General features: G+C 67.4%; 18 protein-coding genes and 4 tRNA genes. 5 read left to right on the top strand and 17 right to left on the bottom strand.

What is annotated here, in order from left to right; all coding sequences use genetic code 11:
• Positions 1-3: 3 nt before the first annotated feature.
• From rplK to AB7M35_RS14870, 7 genes are all read right to left on the bottom strand, one after another.
• Entirely contained in the window at positions 4-432 is a 429-nt protein-coding gene (rplK, locus tag AB7M35_RS14900; RefSeq protein ID WP_453961106.1) for a 50S ribosomal protein L11, read from the bottom strand.
• Positions 433-581: 149 nt separating this feature from the next.
• Positions 582-1,112: a transcription termination/antitermination protein NusG gene (nusG, locus tag AB7M35_RS14895; protein ID WP_453961104.1), complete on the bottom strand. Its 531-nt coding sequence runs from the start codon at positions 1,110-1,112 to the stop codon at positions 582-584.
• A gap of 62 nt (positions 1,113-1,174) precedes the next feature.
• Entirely contained in the window at positions 1,175-1,372 is a 198-nt protein-coding gene (gene secE / locus AB7M35_RS14890) for a preprotein translocase subunit SecE (protein WP_453961102.1), read from the bottom strand.
• A gap of 198 nt (positions 1,373-1,570) precedes the next feature.
• Positions 1,571-1,646, bottom strand: a tRNA-Trp gene (locus AB7M35_RS14885).
• A 153-nt stretch (positions 1,647-1,799) separates the two neighbouring features.
• Positions 1,800-2,342 carry a DUF6622 family protein gene (locus tag AB7M35_RS14880; protein WP_453961101.1) on the bottom strand — a complete coding sequence of 181 codons (543 nt, stop codon included), beginning with the start codon at positions 2,340-2,342 and terminating at the stop codon, positions 1,800-1,802.
• Between the two features lie 121 nt (positions 2,343-2,463).
• Entirely contained in the window at positions 2,464-3,654 is a 1,191-nt protein-coding gene (gene tuf, locus AB7M35_RS14875; protein ID WP_453961099.1) for an elongation factor Tu, read from the bottom strand.
• 125 nt (positions 3,655-3,779) lie between these two features.
• Positions 3,780-3,853: transfer RNA gene (locus AB7M35_RS14870), tRNA-Gly, on the bottom strand.
• A 168-nt stretch (positions 3,854-4,021) separates the two neighbouring features.
• Between AB7M35_RS14870 and AB7M35_RS14865 the strand changes: the two genes are divergently transcribed.
• The gene (locus AB7M35_RS14865) at positions 4,022-4,366 is read left to right on the top strand and encodes a VOC family protein (protein ID WP_453961098.1); all 345 of its coding nucleotides are present in this window, start codon (positions 4,022-4,024) and stop codon (positions 4,364-4,366) included.
• 88 nt (positions 4,367-4,454) lie between these two features.
• Here AB7M35_RS14865 and AB7M35_RS14860 read toward each other — a convergent pair.
• A tRNA-Tyr gene (locus AB7M35_RS14860) sits at positions 4,455-4,539 on the bottom strand.
• A 96-nt stretch (positions 4,540-4,635) separates the two neighbouring features.
• Positions 4,636-5,889, bottom strand: coding sequence for an MFS transporter (locus tag AB7M35_RS14855; RefSeq protein ID WP_453961096.1), 1,254 nt, complete (start codon positions 5,887-5,889; stop codon positions 4,636-4,638).
• Between the two features lie 251 nt (positions 5,890-6,140).
• On the opposite strand from AB7M35_RS14855, the gene AB7M35_RS14850 reads away from it, so the two are divergent.
• Complete coding sequence (locus AB7M35_RS14850) at positions 6,141-6,908, top strand: TrmH family RNA methyltransferase (RefSeq protein WP_453961094.1); 768 nt, start codon at positions 6,141-6,143, stop codon at positions 6,906-6,908.
• A gap of 52 nt (positions 6,909-6,960) precedes the next feature.
• Positions 6,961-7,036, top strand: a tRNA-Thr gene (locus AB7M35_RS14845).
• Between the two features lie 18 nt (positions 7,037-7,054).
• Here the strand turns inward: AB7M35_RS14845 and AB7M35_RS14840 are convergent.
• The 8 genes from AB7M35_RS14840 to urtA all read right to left on the bottom strand — a co-directional run bounded on the left by AB7M35_RS14840 (position 7,055) and on the right by urtA (position 15,314).
• Complete coding sequence (locus AB7M35_RS14840; RefSeq protein WP_453961093.1) at positions 7,055-8,062, bottom strand: diguanylate cyclase; 1,008 nt, start codon at positions 8,060-8,062, stop codon at positions 7,055-7,057.
• Positions 8,063-8,438: 376 nt separating this feature from the next.
• Entirely contained in the window at positions 8,439-8,774 is a 336-nt protein-coding gene (locus AB7M35_RS14835; protein ID WP_453961091.1) for an FmdB family zinc ribbon protein, read from the bottom strand.
• Positions 8,775-8,933: 159 nt separating this feature from the next.
• Positions 8,934-10,163, bottom strand: a complete 1,230-nt coding sequence (gene fmdA / locus AB7M35_RS14830; protein ID WP_453961089.1) for a formamidase — start codon at positions 10,161-10,163, stop codon at positions 8,934-8,936.
• Between the two features lie 89 nt (positions 10,164-10,252).
• Positions 10,253-10,942 (bottom strand): urea ABC transporter ATP-binding subunit UrtE, encoded by a 690-nt coding sequence (gene urtE / locus AB7M35_RS14825; protein WP_453961087.1) that lies wholly within the window; start codon positions 10,940-10,942, stop codon positions 10,253-10,255.
• Positions 10,943-11,058: 116 nt separating this feature from the next.
• The gene (gene urtD, locus AB7M35_RS14820; protein WP_453961085.1) at positions 11,059-11,820 is read right to left on the bottom strand and encodes an urea ABC transporter ATP-binding protein UrtD; all 762 of its coding nucleotides are present in this window, start codon (positions 11,818-11,820) and stop codon (positions 11,059-11,061) included.
• Between the two features lie 15 nt (positions 11,821-11,835).
• A complete protein-coding gene (gene urtC, locus AB7M35_RS14815) occupies positions 11,836-12,978 on the bottom strand; it encodes an urea ABC transporter permease subunit UrtC (RefSeq protein WP_453961084.1) in 1,143 nt (380 codons plus the stop codon).
• 10 nt (positions 12,979-12,988) lie between these two features.
• Positions 12,989-13,915, bottom strand: a complete 927-nt coding sequence (gene urtB, locus AB7M35_RS14810) for an urea ABC transporter permease subunit UrtB (RefSeq protein ID WP_453961082.1) — start codon at positions 13,913-13,915, stop codon at positions 12,989-12,991.
• A gap of 127 nt (positions 13,916-14,042) precedes the next feature.
• Positions 14,043-15,314, bottom strand: coding sequence for an urea ABC transporter substrate-binding protein (gene urtA / locus AB7M35_RS14805; protein ID WP_453961080.1), 1,272 nt, complete (start codon positions 15,312-15,314; stop codon positions 14,043-14,045).
• A gap of 290 nt (positions 15,315-15,604) precedes the next feature.
• On the opposite strand from urtA, the gene AB7M35_RS14800 reads away from it, so the two are divergent.
• Complete coding sequence (locus tag AB7M35_RS14800; protein WP_453961077.1) at positions 15,605-18,958, top strand: ATP-binding protein; 3,354 nt, start codon at positions 15,605-15,607, stop codon at positions 18,956-18,958.
• Complete coding sequence (locus AB7M35_RS14795; RefSeq protein ID WP_453961075.1) at positions 18,948-19,871, top strand: response regulator; 924 nt, start codon at positions 18,948-18,950, stop codon at positions 19,869-19,871. Before AB7M35_RS14800 ends, AB7M35_RS14795 begins: the two co-directional genes overlap by 11 nt.
• The last annotated feature ends 6 nt before the right edge of the window (positions 19,872-19,877 follow it).

The following is a 19,877-nucleotide window of genomic DNA, read 5'->3' as shown; positions in this document are numbered from 1 at the left end:
GTATCAGCCCTTCACCTGCAGACCCATCGACCGCGCCGAACCCTCGACCATCTTCATGGCCGCGTCGACGTCGAGCGCGTTCAGGTCTTTCATCTTCGCTTCCGCGATCTCGCGGACCTGGGCAGTCGTCACCGAGCCGGCGGTGGAGCGGCCGGGGGTCTTCGACCCGGAACCGATCTTCGCGGCCTTCTTGAGGAAGTGCGACACCGGCGGCTGCTTCACCTCGAAGGTGAACGACTTGTCCGAGAAATAGGTGATCACCGTCGGGCACGGAGCGGACTTTTCAAGGTCCTGCGTGCGCGCGTTGAACTCCTTGCAGAACATCATGATGTTCAAGCCGCGCTGACCCAGCGCCGGGCCGATCGGGGGCGACGGCGTGGCCGACCCCGCGGGCACCTGAAGCTTGATGTAACCGTCGATCTTCTTCGCCATTCAATCCTTCTCCGAACACTCCGACCGGGCGGCGACGCGCGCCCTCCGGTCACTCCGGTTGGTGGTGCGGCTTGCAGCTCCGGCGGCGAAACCGGGGCCCTCGCCTCCCACCCTCTCAAACGAGACGCGCGGCCCGAAGGCCGCCCGTCTCAAAGCTTCTCGACCTGCGCGTACTCGAGCTCGACCGGGGTCGGCCGACCGAAGATCGACACCGCCACCTTGAGGCGCGCGCGCTCTTCGTCGACTTCCTCGATCTGTCCGCTGAACGAGGCGAACGGCCCGTCCGAAACCCGCACCTGCTCGCCAACCTCGAACGTGATGGTCGGCTTGGGCCGCTCCACACCTTCGGACACCTGCTGCAGGATCCGCTCGGCCTCGGCGTCCGAGATCGGCATCGGACGCAGGTCTGCCCCCAGGAAACCCGTGACCTTAGGGGTATTCTTGATCAAATGGTAGACTTGGTCCGTCAACTCGCACTTCACGAGGACGTAACCGGGGAAGAATTTCCGCTCGGCATCGACCCGGCGACCGCGGCGGACTTCCACCACCTTCTCGGTGGGCACGAGGATTTCGTCGAAGTTTTCATCCAGCCCGGTCGCCTGCGCCTTTTCACGGATCGCTTCGGCAACCTTCTTTTCGAAATTCGAATAGGCGTGGACGATGTACCAGCGCTTCGCCATCGTTCACCATTCAATCCAGTCTTGCGGTGCCAGCGAATTCGGACCGGCGCCGCCCCAGGGGCTCAGCGCCCGATGCCCAAGATGAATCCGATGCCCCAGCTCAGCAGCTGGTCCACCAGGAGAAAGAACACGGACGCGAACGCCACCATGATGAACACCATGATCGTGGTGATCACCGTCTCGCGGCGAGTCGGCCATGTTACTTTCCCGACCTCCGAGCGCACTTGCTGGAGGAATTGCATCGGATTGGTTTTCGCCATGAATCGGGCCTTGACAAGAACATAGAGGCGCGCTGGCTCAGCCGCGCGCCTTCCCGTCTCTGACTATCTAACGTGTGGTTCCCCGGAACACAAGAGCCCTATCACCCCGAGTTCGCGCAATCTGCGGAACAGGGGGCCTGCCCGCACCTTGGTACGGGCCTCTCCGGACGCGACACCATAGCATCGCCTTCGGAAGAATGGCAGGGGCGGAGGGACTCGAACCCACGGCCTGCGGTTTTGGAGACCGCCGCTCTACCAACTGAGCTACACCCCTAACTCTTAGTCCGCGGAAACGTTCCGCCCCCGCGATCGGGGACGAACACGCGCCAGCGCTCGGCAATTCCCACAATTCATTGTCGAGCGCAAGACCTAACCCGCCCCGGCGGGCCGCCGGCCATCGCGCTCGCCCGCCCCGGCCCGCCAACCCTCAGGAGGCGCGCGATGCCGCGACCGGGGCGCCGAGGTCGCTGTGCGGGGCGCGCAGATATTTCCACAGGATTCCGCCCGCACGGCCGACCAGCCATCCCGCCAGCGCGCCGGTGATGGCGAGCTGGACGGTCACCCATCCGGGCTCGGCCATGGTCGCCGGATCCACGGCCATGCGGTAGCCGAAATAGTACTTGATGGCGAAGATGAGAAGGAGGGCGACCAGATAGCTCCAGGTGCCGGGGATCTCCACCAGCCCGCGCGACCGGTCCGCCCGGATCCGCGTGGTGCGGACGAACAGCAGCCCGATCAGGATCCCGCCGGCGAACCCGGCGACCCAGGCCGCGACGCGCTCGGCCTCCCCGCCCATCAGCTGCCGGACGGAGCCCAGCTCGAGCACCAGGATGACGGCGGGCAGGATGAAGATCTTCCACAGCGGCGCGACGGCCGTCCGCGAGCGCAGCCACCCGACGAACACCAGGTAGGCAAGCAGCAGCCACACCCACCACGGGGTGCCCTGCAGGGTGTCGACCAGCGCTTCCATGATCCATCCCTCTCCGGACGCCCCGCGGCGGCATTGTGGCTCAAAGCCTCACGAACGCGAAAGGCGCCGGACCGCGGCTGCGGTCCGGCGCCTCGATGGCACGGCGAAGGGCCTGTGCGGTCTACTCGAGGATGGCGGCGACGACGCCGGCGCCCACGGTACGGCCGCCTTCGCGGATGGCGAAGCGCAGCTTCTCTTCCATCGCGATCGGCACGATCAGCTCGACGTTGATCTCAACGTTGTCGCCCGGCATCACCATCTCGGTGCCCTCCGGAAGCGTCACAACGCCGGTCACGTCCGTCGTGCGGAAGTAGAACTGAGGCCGGTAGTTCGTGAAGAACGGCGTGTGACGGCCGCCTTCTTCCTTCGTCAGGATGTACGCCTCGGCCTTGAACTTCTTGTGCGGCGTCACCGAGCCCGGCTTGCACAGCACCTGGCCGCGCTCGACGTTCTCGCGGTCGATGCCGCGCAGCAGCGCGCCGATGTTGTCGCCGGCCTGGCCCTGGTCCAGCAGCTTGCGGAACATCTCGACGCCGGTCACCGTGGTCTTCTTGGTGTCCGTGATGCCGACGATCTCGACTTCCTCGCCCACCTTCACGATGCCGCGCTCGACGCGGCCGGTCACCACCGTGCCGCGGCCGGAGATCGAGAACACGTCCTCGATCGGCATCAGGAAGGCACCGTCGATCGGACGCTCGGGCGTCGGGATGTAGGCGTCGACTTCCTTCATCAGCTCGAGGATCGCGTCGTGGCCGAGCTTCGGATCGCCGTTCTCAAGCGCCACCAGCGCCGAGCCCTTGACGATCGGAATGTCGTCGCCCGGGAAGTCGTAGGACGACAGCAGCTCGCGAACCTCGAGCTCGACGAGCTCCAGGAGCTCCTCGTCGTCGACCATGTCGCACTTGTTCAGAAACACCACGATCGCCGGAACGCCGACCTGACGGGCGAGCAGGATGTGCTCGCGGGTCTGCGGCATCGGGCCGTCGGCGGCCGAGCACACCAGGATCGCGCCGTCCATCTGCGCCGCGCCCGTGATCATGTTCTTCACGTAGTCGGCGTGGCCCGGGCAGTCCACGTGGGCGTAGTGACGGTTCTCCGTCTCGTACTCCACGTGCGCCGTCGAGATCGTGATGCCGCGCGCCTTCTCTTCCGGAGCCGCGTCGATCTGGTCGTACGCCTTGTACGTCGCACCACCCGTCTCGGCCAGAACCTTGGTGATCGCCGCCGTCAGCGACGTCTTGCCGTGGTCAACGTGACCGATCGTTCCAATGTTCACGTGCGGCTTCGTGCGAGCAAACTTTTCCTTCGCCATCGGCGATGCCCCTGCTTATCGGTCTGATCTTGTGCGAGAAACGGTCGCGAAACGCGTGAGCCGGTACGGCGATCTCATCAAGATCCGGCGCGTCGCCGATCACGGGCGGACCGCCGCGGGTTGATTGGAGCGGGTGAAGGGAATCGAACCCTCGTCGTCAGCTTGGAAGGCTGCTGCTCTACCATTGAGCTACACCCGCTGGTCGCGTGAGGCGCAGATAGCGAAATTCCGACCGCTTGACAATCCGCCGATGAAAAGAGTCCCCGCCGGCACCCCGGCCACCACGGCGCGATGCCGCCCCCGCCTTGCCCAGGCCGCTCCCGAAAGATAGAACATAACACGAACACAGATCGCAGCGGAGTGGATCATGCGCACGACGGGCAAGCTCGATTATCTGGAACTGCCGGCCGGCAGCGCCGGCGTCGAAGGGATCAAGGCGTTCTACAGGGAGGCCTTCGCGTGGTCGTTCACCGACTACGGCCCCGGCTACGCGGCGTTCAGCGAAGGCCTGGACGGCGGCTTCGACGGCAGCCCGGAGGCGACGGCGAAGCCGCTGCCGGTGCTCTACGCCGACGACCTGGGCGCCGCCCAGTCCGCCGTGACCCGGGCGGGCGGCACCATCGTCCGGCCGATCTTCGCGTTTCCGGGCGGCCGGCGCTTCCATTTCGCCGACCCCGCCGGCAACGAGCTCGCGGTCTGGAGCGAGACCTGACGTCGGGCGAAGCGCACGCGACGGCCACGGGCCGGAGAACCCGGTCGGCGGTCGGAAAGGCTCGGAGGATTTGGAATACGGGAGAGAATGGTGGAGGGGGTTGGATTCGAACCAACGTAGGCTAAGCCAGCGGATTTACAGTCCGCCCCCTTTAACCACTCGGGCACCCCTCCAGGAGAATCAGTCGCCCTATCCGGCCTGGCGGCCGGCGACGGGAACGCGTCGCGTCCTCGTCGAGGGCGGTGTTATGGCGACGCCGCCCCGCCGTGTCAACGGCCCCCGGGTCTTGCAAGCACATGAGCCACTTCCGGCCCTCTCCAGGCGGTCGCGATCAGCAGGAGAACGGCCAGCCCCATTGCCGCGGCGGCGTAGAACGGGGCGCGGATGCTGAGCTCCATCAGCTCGCCGCCGGCAAGCGACACGAGGCCCGCCCCCAGGGTGAAAAGGGCCGTGCTGACGCCCATGACCCAGCCTTGCTCGTCGGCGGGAACGCTGGCCGAATACAGGCCGATGAGCGTGGGATAGGCGATCCCGAAGCAGAAGAAGATCACGAAGACGCAGGCGAACGCGACGGCCGGCCACGGCGTCAGCGCGAAGAGGAGCGCGCCGGCGATCATCACGGTCGTCGTGGCGGCCAGGATGACCCGCTTGCCGAATCGCACCTGCAGCGGCGCCACGCAGAACGTACTGGAAACGGCGAGCGCGGCGCCCAGGACGAGCATCGCCAGGCTGGTCGCGAACGTGCCGTAGGCGAATCGGCTGGCGAGGTAGGTGTCGACGAACACGTAGACCGTGTTGCCCATCGCCAGGAAGACGAAATAGACCAGCGAAATCCGCAGCACCAGCGGCCGACGCGACAGCTTCGTCAGCATCCGGACGATCTCCAGCGGGTCGAATCGCCACCTCTTCCGCTCGGTGCGTGCGTCCCGGTAGCCCACCTGCACGAAGGCGATCGCCACCGCCACGCAGGCGAACGCCGCGTAGAAGGGCAGCGACAGGCTCGCCAGCGGGCCGATGATGGCCGGGTCCGACAGCACCCCTCCGATCAGCGGACCGGCGACCAGTCCGGCGCTCACGCCGGCGATCACGTAGCCCATGTTGCGGGCGCGTTCGGTGTCGTCGGTGCTGATGTCCGCCATCGCCGCCTGGGCGATCGGCTGGCTGCCGCTGGTGAAGCCACTGATCGCACGCCCGACGACGAGCAGCGTCAGGCTGCCGGTGGCGAGCGCCAGCAGCGTCAGCGCGTATCCCAGCAGCGCGCCGAACAGGCAGATCGTCATCGCCTTCTTGCGGCCGATGGCATCGGAGAGCTGCGCGACGTACGCCGCCCCCAGGAACCAGGCGAGGAAGAAGACGCCGATCACCAGGCCGTAGCTGAACTGCCGGGCCCCCTCGGACGTGCCCGCCGGGAGCAGCGACTGCCCCGGGTCCATCACCAGCGCGTTGATGATCGGAAAGACCAGCCCCTGCCCCAGCAGATCGACGAACACGACGAACACCAGCGCAAGCTTTGCACGCACCATCGGCGAACTCCCGGAAGACACACGGGTGGCAGGAGGAGGGACATGTCCGGCAACCGGCGCACCGCTTGCCGGGATGCCAGGAAAGACGGCCGCAAGGATAGTGGCTTGCACGGCGGATTGTCAGCCGGTACCGGAGACGCCTGCGCCCTGCGGCGCGCCCGACAGGCGGCACCGACGGTCGACGACTCCACCGCCTCACGACAAGCCGGTAGGATGGCGCGACCGCCCTTCCCCCGACCAGCCCGAGCGACATGAGCCAGAAGTCCAGCCGATCCGCCTATCCGCCCCGCTCCGGCGCGCCCAGCACCGGGCCGGTCTGGATCTACGGCTTTCACACCGTCGCGGCGGCGCTCGCCAACCCGGCGCGCACCCGGCGCCGCCTGCTCGTCACCCGCAACGCGCTGGCGCGGCTGGAAGAGGAGAGCGGCGGACCGGTCGGCGATGCCGAGATCCTCGATCCCCGCGGCATCGGCAAGATCGTCGGCGGCGACGCCGTCCACCAGGGCGTCGCGCTGTACACCGACCCCCTGCCGGCGGGCGACATCGAGGACCTCGGCGACGCGCGGCTGGTGGTGCTGCTCGATCAGATCACCGATCCCCACAACGTCGGCGCCATCCTGCGTTCCGCCACGGCGCTCGGCGCCGACGCGGTGATCACCACCACCCGCCACAGCCCCACCGAAAGCGGCGTCATGGCCAAGGCCGCCTCCGGCGCGCTCGATCTCATCAAGGTGCTGACCGTGGTGAACCTCGCCCGCACGTTGGAGAGCCTGGGCAAGGACGGCTATCTGCGCCTGGCGCTCGATTCCGATGGAGAGGTGCCGATCGAGGCGGCCCACCGGGCGGACCGGCTGGCCCTCGTGCTCGGCGCGGAGGGCAAGGGCGTGCGGCCGGGCGTCAAGGCGGCCTGCGACCAGGTCGTCCGCCTCGACGTTCCGGGGCCCATCAAGTCCCTGAACGTGTCGAACGCCTGCGTGCTGGCGCTCTATGCCGGCAGCCGGCTCCTCGACGCGAAATGACCCCACCTTCCAGGTGCAATCGCGCACGGCCTGTGATAGGTGCCGTGCGGCGGCCGGTTTAGCTCAGCTGGTAGAGCAGCGGTTTTGTAAACCGAAGGTCGGGGGTTCGAGTCCCTCAACCGGCACCAAAGCTGCCCGCCGGCCGATCAGTCCGCCGCCAGGGGCCTGGGCAACGCCAGCCTCCGGACCTGATTGCGCCCGGACCGCTTGGCCATCATCAGCGCCGCGTCCGCCCGGGCCATGCTCTCCTCGACCACAAGATCCTGCGACAGCATCTCCGACAGACCGAAGCTCGCGGTGATGTCGATCGACCGCCCCCCGCTCACGACGACCGTCTCCTGCACCGCGAGGCGCATGCGCTCCAGGATCGCCAGCGCCTCCAGCTGGTCGACCCTTGGCAGGATCGCCGCGAACTCCTCGCCGCCGACCCGCGCCAGCAGGTCGGTCTCGCGGAGGATATCCCCGCAGGCGGCGGTGAAGGCCCGCAGCGCATCGTCGCCGGCGGGATGTCCGTACCGGTCGTTCACCTGCTTGAAGTGGTCGAGGTCGATCATCGCGATCGCCGCCTGCCCGCCATACCGCCTGATGCGCTTCAGCTCCCGGCCGGCCACGTCCATGAACATCCTGAGGTTCGGCAGGCCGGTCAGCGCGTCGGTGGAGGCGAGCCGCTCGAGCTCCAGTTCGGACCGCTTCTTCGCGGTGACATCGTTGTGGGAGATGACGGCACCGCGGTGGTGGCCGGGCAGCGGCTTGACCCGGCCGAGGAACCAGCGCTCCTCGGTCGGCGAGTGGCAGGGATATTCCAGCTCGAAGCCGTCGACCTCGCCGTTCAGCACCGAAAGCAGCCCCCGACCGAAGTCGTCGGCCTCTTCGGAATCGGGGCCGTACGCGTCCTGGCAGATCCGGACGTAGGGGGCTCCAACACCCATCCCCGGCCAGTCTTCACCGGTCTCACACGGGGGCGAGTTCTCGACCAGGAACCTTGTCCATGCGCGATTGACGGCGATGATCACCCCGCCGGCGTCGACGACGCAGATCTGCGCCGTCAGGGCATCGAGAACCGCCTGGGCGAACCCCTCCCGATCGAAAACCGACGTGCTGACCGACGACGGTTGCGCTTCAGTGATGGGATGTCCCCACGCAAGCAGCCTCATGTGACGCACCCTGAAAGCCATGCGCCTCAGGCAGCGGACTCCGGGCAACCGCGTTCCCGAAAGGTTGATTTTCGGAACTCCCCGAGGGCGGGGAGCTCGTTCGATTGGAAACGCGTGTCGTGGAAGCCCGTGTCATAACTTTTGACATAGCAGAGCTTCACGGCTTTTCAGAGACCTCCCGAGGAGGCGGCCGTGCCCGCCCGGCGTCCCGTAGCCCGACATCGCGGGCCTGCGGGCCGCGCCGGGCGTCTGCCCGGTCGCGGTGGACGCACGAAAACACCCGCCGGCCCGGTGACCGGCGGGTGTCCGCGATGGCGGCGTCCCCTCCCGAGGGACCGCGGGTCCGGCGCCGGTCAGCCCGGCGCGACCCGGCTTGTCAGTGCGAGATCATCCAGGGCCGTCGCCCGACCAGGCTCTTGGAGCCGTCGGGCCGCACGATCGCACCCGGCTTTTTGGTCTTCGACGCCCCGGAGCAGCATCCGCATCCGGGTCCGTGGGCGCCCGAGCGCTTCGGCTCGTGGGCCGAGCGTTCGTTGACCGCGTGGGCATTGCGTTTCGCCCCGTCCATGACGGCCAGGCGCGGCGCGGCCAGCATCACCCGCGGCGCCGGCCGGGCGCAGTCTGGGCAGTCGCACGGGTCGGCATAGGCGCTCATCGGCTGCATCGCCGTGAACGCCCCGTGCTCGTCGCAGAGATAGTCGTAGATCGGCATGACGTGCTCCCAATTGCCTCAAGGCAGAGAACCGGCTTCCAGGTTTGCGGCTTCACTTTCTCCCTCCCGCCAGCGCGCGCCCGCGCGCCGGCCGGTCAGGCCGCCCACCCGGAGCCGGTGAGCGAAGCGAACGCGGCGTGAGGGGAAAGGACCTCCCCCTTACAGATCCGGGGCGAGCGGGATGTCGATCGAGCCGTCCAGATGGACGGTCGGGCCATCCTTGCCCGGCATCATGTCGAACTCGAAGATGTCGGTGGGCAGCCACAGCGTGGCGCAGGCGTTCGGGATGTCGACGACGCCCGAAATGTGCCCCTGCACCGGTGCCGTGCCGAGGATCGCGTAGGCCTGGGCGCCGGTGTAGCCGAACTTCTTCAGGTACTCGATCGCGTTGAGGCACGCCTGGCGGTAGGCGATGTGCACGTCGAGATAATGCTGCTTTCCGGCCTCGTCGACGGAGATGCCCTCGAAGATCAGGAAGTCGTCGTACTTCGGCACGATCGGCGAGGGACGGAAGATCGGGTTCTTGATCCCGTACTTCGCCATGCCGCCCTTGATGAGGTCGACCTTGATGTGCAGCCAGCCCGCCATCTCGATGGCGCCGCAGAAGGTGATCTCGCCGTCGCCCTGGCTGAAGTGCAGGTCGCCCATGGAGAGACCGGCGCCGTCCACGTAGACCGGGAAGTAGATCTTCGATCCCCGCGACAGGTCCTTGATGTCGCAGTTGCCGCCGTGCTCGCGCGGCGGCACGGTCCGCGCCGCCTCGGCCGCCGCCGCGTCGCGCGCCTCGCCCTTCATCTGGCCCATGTGCGCCGACTGGGTGTTCGGCAGGGTCGCCAGCTCCGGCACCCGGTGCGGATCGGTGTCCACCAGCGCCTTTTCGCGGGTGTTCCACATGTCCAGCATCTTGCGGTCCGGCAGGCAGCCGATCAGGCCCGGATGGATCAGGCCGGCGTAGCGCACCCCTGGCACGTGGCGCGACTTGGTGAACATGCCCTCGAAATCCCAGATCGACTTCTGGGCCTCGGGGAAGTGGTCGGTCAGGAAGCCGCCGCCGTTCTTCTTGGAGAAGAAGCCGTTGAAGCCCCACAGCATCTCTTCCTTGGCGCCAATGTCGAGGATGTCGACCACCAAGAGGTCGCCGGGCTCGGCCCCCTTCACGCCGATCGGGCCGGAGAGGTAGTGGACCTGCTGCAGCTCCACGTCGCGCACGTCGGCGGCGTCGTCGTCGTTCTTGATCTGCCCGCCGGTCCAGTCGTAGGTCTCGACCAGGAAGTCGTCGCCCGGCTCCACCCAGTCCGCCATCGGGATGTCGGGGTGCCAGCGGTTGTGGACCTTCTCGTTGGTGTGCGGGCTTTCCTTCAGGTCGACTTTGATCAGCGTGTTGGCCATGTGGGGTCCCCTCTCTTCCGGGTGGTGAGGCTCTTCAACGCGCCGGCCGGCCAGGCCGCGTCGGCGCGCACCGTGCGTGGTGGGCAGGCTCAGACAGACAGGAACTTCGACACCTTCGCCTCGTCGATGGTGGCGCGCGGGCTCTCGTGGACGATCTTGCCGTTCTCGATCACCAGCACGCGGTCGGCGACGTCGAGGGCGAACGAGAGGACCTGTTCCGAGACCACGATCGACAGCCCGCGCTCGTCGCGGATGCGCTTCAGCGTGCGGCCCATGTCGCGGATGATCGACGGCTGGATGCCCTCGGTCGGCTCGTCGAGCAGGAGCACCTTCGGCTTGGCGGCGAGCGCGCGGGCGACGGCGAGCTGCTGCTGCTGGCCGCCCGACAGGTTGCCGCCGCGCCGCCCCTTCATCTCCAGCAGCACCGGAAACAGCTCGTAGATGTTCTCCGGCACGGCGCTCTCGCCGGTGACGGTGAGGCCGGTCTGGATGTTCTCCTGCACCGTCATGGTGGAGAAGATCATCCGGCCCTGGGGCACGTAGGCGATGCCGTTGGCGACGCGCCGGTAGCTCTTCATGCCGGTGACGTCGACGTCGCCGACGTTGATGGTGCCCGACTTGGTGGGGATCACCCCCATCATCGCCTTCATCAGGGTCGTCTTGCCCATCCCGTTGCGGCCCATGATGGCGACGATCTCGCCCGGCGCCACGTCCAGGTCGACGCCATGCAGGACCTCGCTCTCGCCGTAGGCGACGTGCAGGGACTGGATGTTGAGCATGCGCGCTCTCCTCCTGGAGCATTTCCCGGCCGGATCCCTGATCCGACCGACAGGGAACTGCTCGACCTGTTGAACCTGGAGCCGCGGCGGCCGCGCCGCGGCCCGCGCGGCCGGCGTCAGTGTCCGAGATAGACCTCGATCACCCGCGGATCGGACTGGACCTTGTCCATCGACCCCTCCGCGAGGATCTGGCCCTGGTGCAGGACGGTGACCTTGTGGGCGATGTCGGCGACGAACCCCATGTCGTGCTCGATGACGATCACGGCGTGGTCCTGGATGATGCGGTGGAGCAGGTCGGCGGTCTTCTTCCGCTCCGCCACCGACATCCCGGCCACCGGCTCGTCGAGCATCAGGAGCTCCGGCTTCTGGATCAGCAGCATGCCGATCTCCAGCCACTGCTTCTGGCCGTGGGACAGGTGCGCCGACTTCTCGCGCAGGTGCCCGTCCAGGAAGATCATCTCGGCCACCTCGTGGATCCGCTCGATGACCTCCGCGTCGCGCTTGAAGAACAGCGCGCCGAACACGTTGTGGCCCTTCGGGTAGGAGAGCTCCAGGTTCTCGAAGACGCTCAGGTCCTCGTAGATCGACGGGTTCTGGAACTTCCGCCCGACGCCGGCGTGGACGATCTGGTCCTCCCGCATCTGGGTCAGCTCGTGGCCCTTGAACTTGACCGAGCCGCTGGTGGCGCGGGTCTTGCCGCAGATCAGGTCGAGCACCGTGGTCTTGCCGGCGCCGTTCGGCCCGATGATCACGCGGATCTCGTTCGGGTCGACGTAGAAGCTGACGTCGTTCACCGCCTTGAACCCGTCGAAGGACACGGTCAGTCCCTCGACGGCGAGGAGGAAGTCGGTGCCGTGGGCGGTCGTCGGAGTGGTCATCATGGGTGCCTCCCCTCACTCGGCCGGTGTTTCGGAGGCCGCCGCGGGTGCGCCGACGGGCGTCCCGCGGGGCCGGCGCAGCAGCCGCATCACGTGCGGCTCGACGTGGTCGGCGTAGAGGCCGGCGAGGCCCTGCGGGAAAGCGAGCACGACGCCGATGAACAGCGCCCCCATGGCGAACAGCCAGAGTTCCGGGAAGCTTTCCGAGAAGGTCGTCTTCGCCCAGTTGACCAGCAGCGCCCCGTAGACGGCGCCGAAGATCGAGGTGCGGCCGCCGACCGCGCAGAAGATCACCATCTCGATGGACGGCACGATGCCCACCAGCGTCGGCGACATGAAGCCCACCTGCAGGGTGAACATCGCCCCACCGATGGCGGCGAAGGCGGAGCCCAGGCAGAACACGAAGATCTTGAAGTTCGCCACGTCGTAGCCGGAGAACCGGACCCGGTCCTCGCGGTCGCGGATGGCGATCATCAGCCGGCCGAGCTTGGAACGGCGTACGAACTGGGCGATCAGCAGGCAGCCGAACAGCAGCACCGCGTTGACGAAGTAGAGCACCAGCTTGGCGTCGTCGGTGCGGATGTCCCAGCCGTGCAGCGTGCGCAGGTCGGTGATGCCGTTGACGCCGCCGGTGTAGCCCTGCTGGCCGATGATCAGGATCGTCAGGATCGCGGCGATCGCCTGGGTGATGATGGCGAAGTAGACGCCGCCCACCCGCCGCCGGAACATGGCGAGGCCGATGATGAAGGCGAGGATGGTCGGCACCACCACCACCGCGACCAGGGTGAACGGAAACGAGTGGAACGGCTCCCACCACCACGGAAGCTGGGTCACCTGGTTCCAGTCCATGAAGTCCGGGATGCCCGGGGTGGACTGGATCGCCGTGTTCTCCGGCGACGAGGCCTCCAGCTTCAGGAACATCGCCATGCAGTAGCCGCCGAGGCCGAAGAACACGCCCTGGCCGAGCGACAGGATGCCGCCCGCCCCCCAGCACAGCACCAGCCCGAGCGCCACGAAGGCGTAGGTCAGGTACTTGCCGAACAGGTTCAGCCGGAAGATGTCGAACCCGAGCGGGAAGACCACGAAGATCAAGACGGCGAGGGCGACGAAGCCGGCGATCTCGGCGCGGGAGAAGGTGCGGTTGCCGAAGTTGGTCATGGTGCGGTCCTCAGCTGCGGATCTTGAGGCTGAACAGGCCCTGGGGGCGCAGCATCAGGATGCCGACAACGGTCAGGAGGGTGAGAACCTTGGCCATCGAGCCGGAGAGGAAGAACTCCATGATCGACTGGGCCTGGCTGATGGAGAAGGCCGACGCGATGGTGCCGAACAGGCTCGCCGCCCCGCCGAACACGACCACCAGGAACGTGTCGACGATGTAGAGCTGGCCGGACGACGGGCCGGTCGACCCGATCATCGTGAAGGCCGCGCCCGCCACGCCGGCGATGCCGCAGCCGATGCCGAAGGTCATGCGGTCGACGCGCTCGGTGTTGATGCCGACGGCGCCCGCCATGGTGCGGTTGAACATCACGGCGCGCACCTGCTTGCCCCAGGCGCTCTTCAGCATCAGCAGCGCCACCGCGACCGCGATCAAGAAGGTCAGCACCATCACGAAGATGCCGTTGATGGGCAGCTCGATCATGTCGGTGAGCGGCAGCGCGCCCATCATCCAGTCGGGGATCTGCACGCCCACCTCGCGCGCGCCGAACACCGTGCGGTACGTCTGCTGGAGGATCAGGCTCAGGCCCCAGGTCGCAAGCAGCGTGTCGAGGGGCCGCCGGTAGAGGTGCCGTATCATCGCCCATTCCACCAGCATCCCCAGCGCCCCGGCCGCGAAGAAGGCCAGGATCATCGCGATGAAGAAGTAGATCCCGAACAGACCCGGCAGGTAGGCGGAGAAGAAATTCGAACAGAGATAGGTGACGTAGGCCCCGAGGATCATGAACTCCCCGTGCGCCATGTTGATCACGCCCATCTGGCCGAAGATGATCGCGAGGCCCAGGGCCATCAGAACGAGAACGGAGAAGAGGATGAGCCCGGCGAACCCTTGCATGGCAAAGATCGCGACGAGCTCGTTGGTGCTGTAGCCGTCGAACATGACCGATGATCCTGATGGCGGGGCGACCGGCCCGCGCGGGAGTCCCGCGCGGGCCTGCGAAGGATCCTGCCCCGCGGCGGGCGGCTCCGGTGGGCTGGAGCGCGCCCTCTGCCGCGAGGGGAGCGGCTTACTGGTAGCCCTCCGGGAACGGATCCGGCTCGACCAGTTCCGAGGTCTCGAACACCACGTCGTACTGGCCGTCGGCGCGGGCATGCCCGACCCGGGTCTTCGACCAGAGGTGGTGGTTCTCGTGGATCCGGACGTAGCCTTCCGGCGCCTTGGTGAACTCGATGCCCGGCGAGGCCTCGCGCACCTTGTCGATGTCGAAGGAGCCGGCCTGCTCGACCGCCATCTTCCACAGCCACGGACCGAGATAGGCGGCCTGGGTGACATCGCCGATGACCATGTCCTGGCCCCACATGTCCTTGAAGGCCTTCACGAATTCCTTGTTGTTCTCGTTGTCGAGGCTCTGGAAGTACTTCATGCAGGCATAGGCGCCGACGATGTTCTCGCCACCGATGCCGCGGATCTCGTCCTCGGTCACCGAGATGGTCAGGAGGAGCGGATCCTCCTTGGTCATGTCGATGCCGGCCGCCTTCAGCTGCTTGTAGAAGGCGACGTTCGAGCCGCCGACGACGATCGCGTAGATCACGTCCGGCTTCTTCAGGCGGATCTTGTTGATGACCGAGTTGAACTGGGTGTGGCCGAGCGGATAGTACTCCTCGCCCACCACCTTCAGGCCCAGCTTGTCCTCGATGTGCTTGCGCGCGATCTTGTTCGACGTGCGCGGCCAGATGTAGTCGGAGCCGAGCAGGTAGAACGTCTCGGCGCCGCGCTCCTTCACCACCCAGTTGAGGCCGGCGATGATCTGCTGCGTGGCCTCCTGGCCGGTGTAGATGACGTTCGGGGACTCCTCGAGGCCTTCGTAGAAGGTCGGGTAGTAGAGCATCCCGTTGTACTGCTCGAAGACCGGCAGCACCGCCTTGCGCGACGCCGACGTCCAGCAGCCCATCACCGAGGCGACCTTGTCATTGACGAGAAGCTTCTTCGCCTTCTCCGCGAAGGTCGGCCAGTCGGAGCCGCCGTCCTCCTGGATGAACTCGATCTTCCGTCCCAGCACGCCGCCCTGGGCGTTGATCTGGTCGATCGCCAGCTTCTCGGCCTGCACCGAGCCGGTCTCGGAGATGGCCATGGTGCCGGTGATGGAGTGGAGGATGCCCACCGTCACCGTGTCGTCGGTGACGGCCAGGCCGGTCGTGTTCACCTTGGCCGTCGGATAGTCCTGAGCGCGCAGCCCCTTCGGCATGAACAGGGCCGCCGACAGGGCCGCCCCGCCCAGGAGAACGTTTCGCCGGCTCACGGCCGGATTCAGTCCTGACGTCTTCTTCCCGTCGGTCATGATGCTCCTCTTCGCAGGTGCTGGTGCAGATCTTGCTTGAGACCGATTGTGGCCCGGCCATTGATCGGAGCATCACCGTTGTGGTTGCAGCGCAGCAATGGGTGGATCTACCCATGGTGCTACGCAAAAGTGGACGCCATGCTGGCTCTTGGACTGACGGGACGGCCGCCGAGGCGGACGGCTGACCGGGTGTCGAGCGCCCACCGTCCGCCGCACCGGCGGGAAAGGAGCGCATCTTCACCGCAGCGCAGCATGCCGGGAGACATTCATTGAATGCGCCTGACCGCACGATGAGCCGACCGCGCCCCATCACGCGGCAACGCCGCACCTACAACCAGTGGGTCGCGAACGAGACGCTTGAGGACTTCGCGCTCCGCTTCACGGCGCGGCGCGCCCGTCGCTGGTCGGTTGGGCGCGTGGCCAACACGGCGATCGGCTCGATCTCGTTCCTGGCGCTGGAGGCGATCGGCGGCGCGATCACCCTCTCCTACGGCTTCGACAACGCCGTCTTCGCGATCATGCTGGTGGGCGCGGTCCTGTTCCTGACCGGGCTGCCGATCGCCTACTACGCCGCCAGGACCGGGGTGGACATCGACCTCCTCACCCGCGGCGCCGGCTTCGGCTACATCGGCTCGACGGTGACGTCGCTGATCTACGCCTCGTTCACCTTCATCTTCTTCGCGCTGGAGGCGGCGATCCTGTCGCTGGCGCTGGAGCTCTGCTTCGGGGTGCCGCTCGGCATCGGCTATCTCCTGAACGCGCTGGTGGTGATCCCGCTGGTCACCCACGGCTTCACCAAGATCTCGATCTTCCAGAAGTGGACCCAGGCGCCGTGGATCATCCTCCACACCCTGCCGTTCGTGCTGGTGGCCATGTCGGGCGACCTCGGGATCGCCGACTGGGTGTCGTTCGAGCCGCGCAACGGGCAGGTCTCCGACGGCGCGAGCCTCCTGATGGTGGGGGCGGCGTCGGGGGTGGTGTTCTCGCTGATCGCGCAGATCGGCGAGCAGGTCGACTTCCTGCGCTTCCTGCCCGAGCCGACCACCCGGGCGGAAAGGCGCAAGTGGTGGTTCGCGCTGATCACCGCGGGGCCCGGCTGGTCGGTCCTCGGCGTCGCCAAGATGCTCGCCGGCTCCTATCTCGCCGTGCTCGCCGTCCACGCCGGCGTTTCGCTGCACAACGCCGTCGAGCCGACGCAGATGTATCTGGTGGCGTTCCGCACGATGATCCCGGACGCGACCATCGCGCTGGCGCTGACCGGCGCCTTCGTCGTCATTTCCCAGCTCAAGATCAACGTCACCAACGCCTATGCGGGCTCCATCGCCTGGTCGAACTTCTTCTCCCGCCTCACCCACGCCCATCCGGGCCGCGTCGTCTGGCTGCTGTTCAACGTCCTGATCGCTCTGATGCTGATGGAGCTCGGGGTCTTCGCAGCGCTCGAATCCACCCTCGCCATCTACTCCACAGTCGCGGTCGCCTGGATCGGCGCCATCGTCGCCGACCTCGTCGTCAACAAGCCGCTGGGGCTCAGCCCGCCCGGCATCGAGTTCCGCCGCGGCTATCTCTACGACGTCAATCCGGTCGGCGTCGGCGCCATGATCGGCTCCGCCGCGCTGGGCTTCACCGCCTCCAGCGGCATCCTGGGCGCGACGCTCGCCGCCTTCGCGACGCCGCTGACGCTCGCCGCCGCCTTCCTGCTGGCGCCGCTGATCGCCGCCGCCACCCGGGGCCGCTACTACATCGCCCGCCAGCCGGAGCCGCTCGCCGAGAACGAGAAGACCTGCGGCGTCTGTGGCAACACGCTGGAGCGCGAGGACGTCATCCACTGCCCGTTCTACGCCAACTGGATCTGCTCGCTGTGCTGCTCCCTCGACGCGCGCTGCGCCGACATGTGCAAGCCGACGGGAAGCCTGCCGGAGCAGGTCAAGGATCTGGTGGACTGGCTGTTTCCCGGCAGCATCGGCCGTGCCCTGAAGACCCGCTACGCCGCGTTCGTCGTGCTGATGGCCTTCGCCATGCTGCTGATCGGGCTGCCGATGCGCCTCATCTACGACGTGAGCGTCGATCCCGACGGCTCGCTGGTGGAATCGCTGTGGCTGTCGTTCGCCGCCCTCACCTTCGTCTCCGGCATCGCCATCTGGCTGTTCGTGCTCGCCCAGGAAAGCCAGCGCACCGCCATGCGCGAAAGCGAGCAGCAGGCGCAGCTTCTCATGCGCGAGATCCGCGCCCACAAGCGCACCGACGCCGAGCTGCAGCGGGCGCGCCGGGAAGCCGACGCCGCCAACGTCGCCAAGAGCCGCTACGTCGTCGGCATCAGCCACGAGCTGCGCACGCCGCTGAACGCCATCCTCGGCTACGCCCAGCTCCTGGAGACCGACCCCGACCTGCCGCCGCGCCGGCACGAGGCCGTGTCCATCATCCGGCGCAGCGGCGAGCACCTGTCCGGCCTGATCGAGGGGCTGCTCGACATCTCCAAGATCGAGGCGGGCCGGCTGGAGATCTATTCCGAGACCATCCACCTGCCGGAGTTCCTGAGCCAGCTGGTCGCTGTGTTCCGGATGCAGGCCGACGAGAAGGGACTGGCCTTCTCCTACAGCGCCATCGACCGCCTGCCCGACTGGGTGCGCAGCGACGAGCGCCGGCTGCGCCAGATCCTGATGAACCTGCTCACCAACGCCATCCGTTATACGCCGTCGGGCGAGGTGCGCTTCGAAGTCCAGTACCGCAGCGAGGTGGCGCGCTTCACGGTGATCGACACCGGCCCAGGCATCCCCGCCGACCAGATCCCCCGCATCTTCCTGCCGTTCGAGCGGCTGACCCGCCCGCACGGGCCGGTCATCCCCGGCACCGGCCTGGGGCTGACGATCACCAAGCTGCTGACCGAGATCCAGGGCGGCGAGCTGACGGTGGACTCGACGCCCGGCGTCGGCAGCCGCTTCGAGATCCGGCTGATGCTGCCGCGCGTCTACCGGACCACCACCCTGCCCACCAACCACCGCCGCGTCGTCAACGGCTACATGGGCCCGCCGCGCACCATCCTCGCCGTCGAGGACGAGCCGGACCACCGTGCGCTGCTTCAGGACGCGCTGCGGCCGGTCGGCTTCTCCCTGCATTTCGCCGAGAGCGCCGAGGCGGCGATCGAGCTGCTCGCGCGGCTGTCGCCGGACCTGTTCCTGCTCGACGTCTCGCTGCCCGGCATGAGCGGCTGGCAGTTCGCCGAGTATCTGCGCGCCAACGGCGAGGAGACGACGCCCATCCTGATGGTCTCCGCCCATGCCGCCGACCAGCGCTCGCGCGGCAACCAGGGCGCGCTCCACGACGACTTCATCGCCAAGCCCATCAACATCGACGAACTCCTCATCAAGCTCGAGAGGCACCTCAAGATCACCTACACCCTTGCCGACGGCGTCAACCGGACCGATGCGCTCGAAGCCCCGCGCATCCCCCTCGACCGGCTGGAGGAGCTCAGGCGCTTCGCCCAGATCGGCTACCCGCGCGGCCTGCGACAGACGCTCGCCGCCATCGAGAGCGAGGACCCGGGGCTCACCGGCACCGTCGCCCGCCTGCGCGGCATCGTCGCCACCTTCGACCTGCCCCACCTCGACAAGGTGCTCTCGGAGATGGAGGCGAACCGTGACGCTTAGCGGCGGACAGAACATCGTGCTCGTCGTCGACGACGCGCCCGAGACGCTGTCGATGCTGATCGACACGCTCGAGGAGGCCGGCCTGACCGTGCTGGTGGCGCGCGACGGGATCACCGCAATCGCGCTCGCCAAGCGCGTGCGGCCCAACGTGATCCTGATGGACGCCGTGATGCCGGAGCTCGACGGCTTCGAGACATGCCGGCGGCTCAAGTCGGGGCCGAACCCCAACCCCGCGCCGATCATCTTCATGACCGGCCTCAGCGACCCGTCCCACATCGTCTCGGGGCTGCGCGCCGGCGGCGTCGACTACATCACCAAGCCCGTCAACACCGACGAGCTGATCGCCCGCGTCACCGTGCACGTCGCCAACGCGCGCCTCGTCGACGACGCGCGCCACGCCCTCGACGCGGTCGGGCATCCGATCATGGCGGTGGCGCCGGGCGGGCGCATCGCCTGGGCCTCCGACCAGGCGATCCAGTTCGCCGACAAGCTGCCCGGGCTGATCGCCGAGCGGCAGCGCATCGCCGACGCGTCGCTGCTCGCCTGGCTCGCCGACACCATCGACCGGCCGGTGACGTCGGTGACGCCCTGGAGCTCCGGCAGCGGCCGCGACGCCCTGACGGTCACCTATGTCGGGCGCGCCACCTCCGGCGACGTGCTGGTCCGCCTGTCGCCCGACACCGTGTCGCTGGAAGAGCGGCTGAAGGAGAAGTTCGGCCTGACCATGCGCGAGGCCGAGGTGCTGCACTGGATCATGCAGGGCAAGTCGAACCGCGACATCGCCGAGATCCTGACCCTCAACCCCGGCACAGTGAACAAGCACCTGGAGAAGATCCTCAACAAGCTCGGCGTGGAAAACCGCACCGCCGCCGCCGTCCTCGCCATGAAGGCCGCCGGCACCGACGGGCGCTAGAGCATT

It is taken from the genome of Amorphus suaedae (assembly GCF_053629675.1).
The sequence above is the reverse complement of the archived record's forward strand: the minus strand, read 5'-3'. Positions and strand labels throughout refer to the sequence as shown.

Bases quoted from the DNA above. Each gene is read 5' to 3' on its own strand.
- nusG (WP_453961104.1), bottom strand. From the start codon at position 1,112: ATGGCGAAGCGCTGGTACATCGTCCACGCCTATTCGAATTTCGAAAAG.
- AB7M35_RS14800 (WP_453961077.1), top strand. From the start codon at position 15,605: ATGAGCCGACCGCGCCCCATCACGCGGCAACGCCGCACCTACAACCAG.
- AB7M35_RS14835 (WP_453961091.1), bottom strand. From the start codon at position 8,774: ATGCCGATCTACGACTATCTCTGCGACGAGCACGGGGCGTTCACGGCG.
- urtC (WP_453961084.1), bottom strand. From the start codon at position 12,978: ATGACCAACTTCGGCAACCGCACCTTCTCCCGCGCCGAGATCGCCGGC.
- urtD (WP_453961085.1), bottom strand. From the start codon at position 11,820: ATGACCACTCCGACGACCGCCCACGGCACCGACTTCCTCCTCGCCGTC.
- AB7M35_RS14850 (WP_453961094.1), top strand. From the start codon at position 6,141: ATGAGCCAGAAGTCCAGCCGATCCGCCTATCCGCCCCGCTCCGGCGCG.
- rplK (WP_453961106.1), bottom strand. From the start codon at position 432: ATGGCGAAGAAGATCGACGGTTACATCAAGCTTCAGGTGCCCGCGGGG.
- urtE (WP_453961087.1), bottom strand. From the start codon at position 10,942: ATGCTCAACATCCAGTCCCTGCACGTCGCCTACGGCGAGAGCGAGGTC.
- urtA (WP_453961080.1), bottom strand. From the start codon at position 15,314: ATGACCGACGGGAAGAAGACGTCAGGACTGAATCCGGCCGTGAGCCGG.
- tuf (WP_453961099.1), bottom strand. From the start codon at position 3,654: ATGGCGAAGGAAAAGTTTGCTCGCACGAAGCCGCACGTGAACATTGGA.
- urtB (WP_453961082.1), bottom strand. From the start codon at position 13,915: ATGTTCGACGGCTACAGCACCAACGAGCTCGTCGCGATCTTTGCCATG.
- fmdA (WP_453961089.1), bottom strand. From the start codon at position 10,163: ATGGCCAACACGCTGATCAAAGTCGACCTGAAGGAAAGCCCGCACACC.
- AB7M35_RS14855 (WP_453961096.1), bottom strand. From the start codon at position 5,889: ATGGTGCGTGCAAAGCTTGCGCTGGTGTTCGTCGTGTTCGTCGATCTG.
- AB7M35_RS14880 (WP_453961101.1), bottom strand. From the start codon at position 2,342: ATGGAAGCGCTGGTCGACACCCTGCAGGGCACCCCGTGGTGGGTGTGG.
- AB7M35_RS14840 (WP_453961093.1), bottom strand. From the start codon at position 8,062: ATGAGGCTGCTTGCGTGGGGACATCCCATCACTGAAGCGCAACCGTCG.
- AB7M35_RS14865 (WP_453961098.1), top strand. From the start codon at position 4,022: ATGCGCACGACGGGCAAGCTCGATTATCTGGAACTGCCGGCCGGCAGC.
- secE (WP_453961102.1), bottom strand. From the start codon at position 1,372: ATGGCGAAAACCAATCCGATGCAATTCCTCCAGCAAGTGCGCTCGGAG.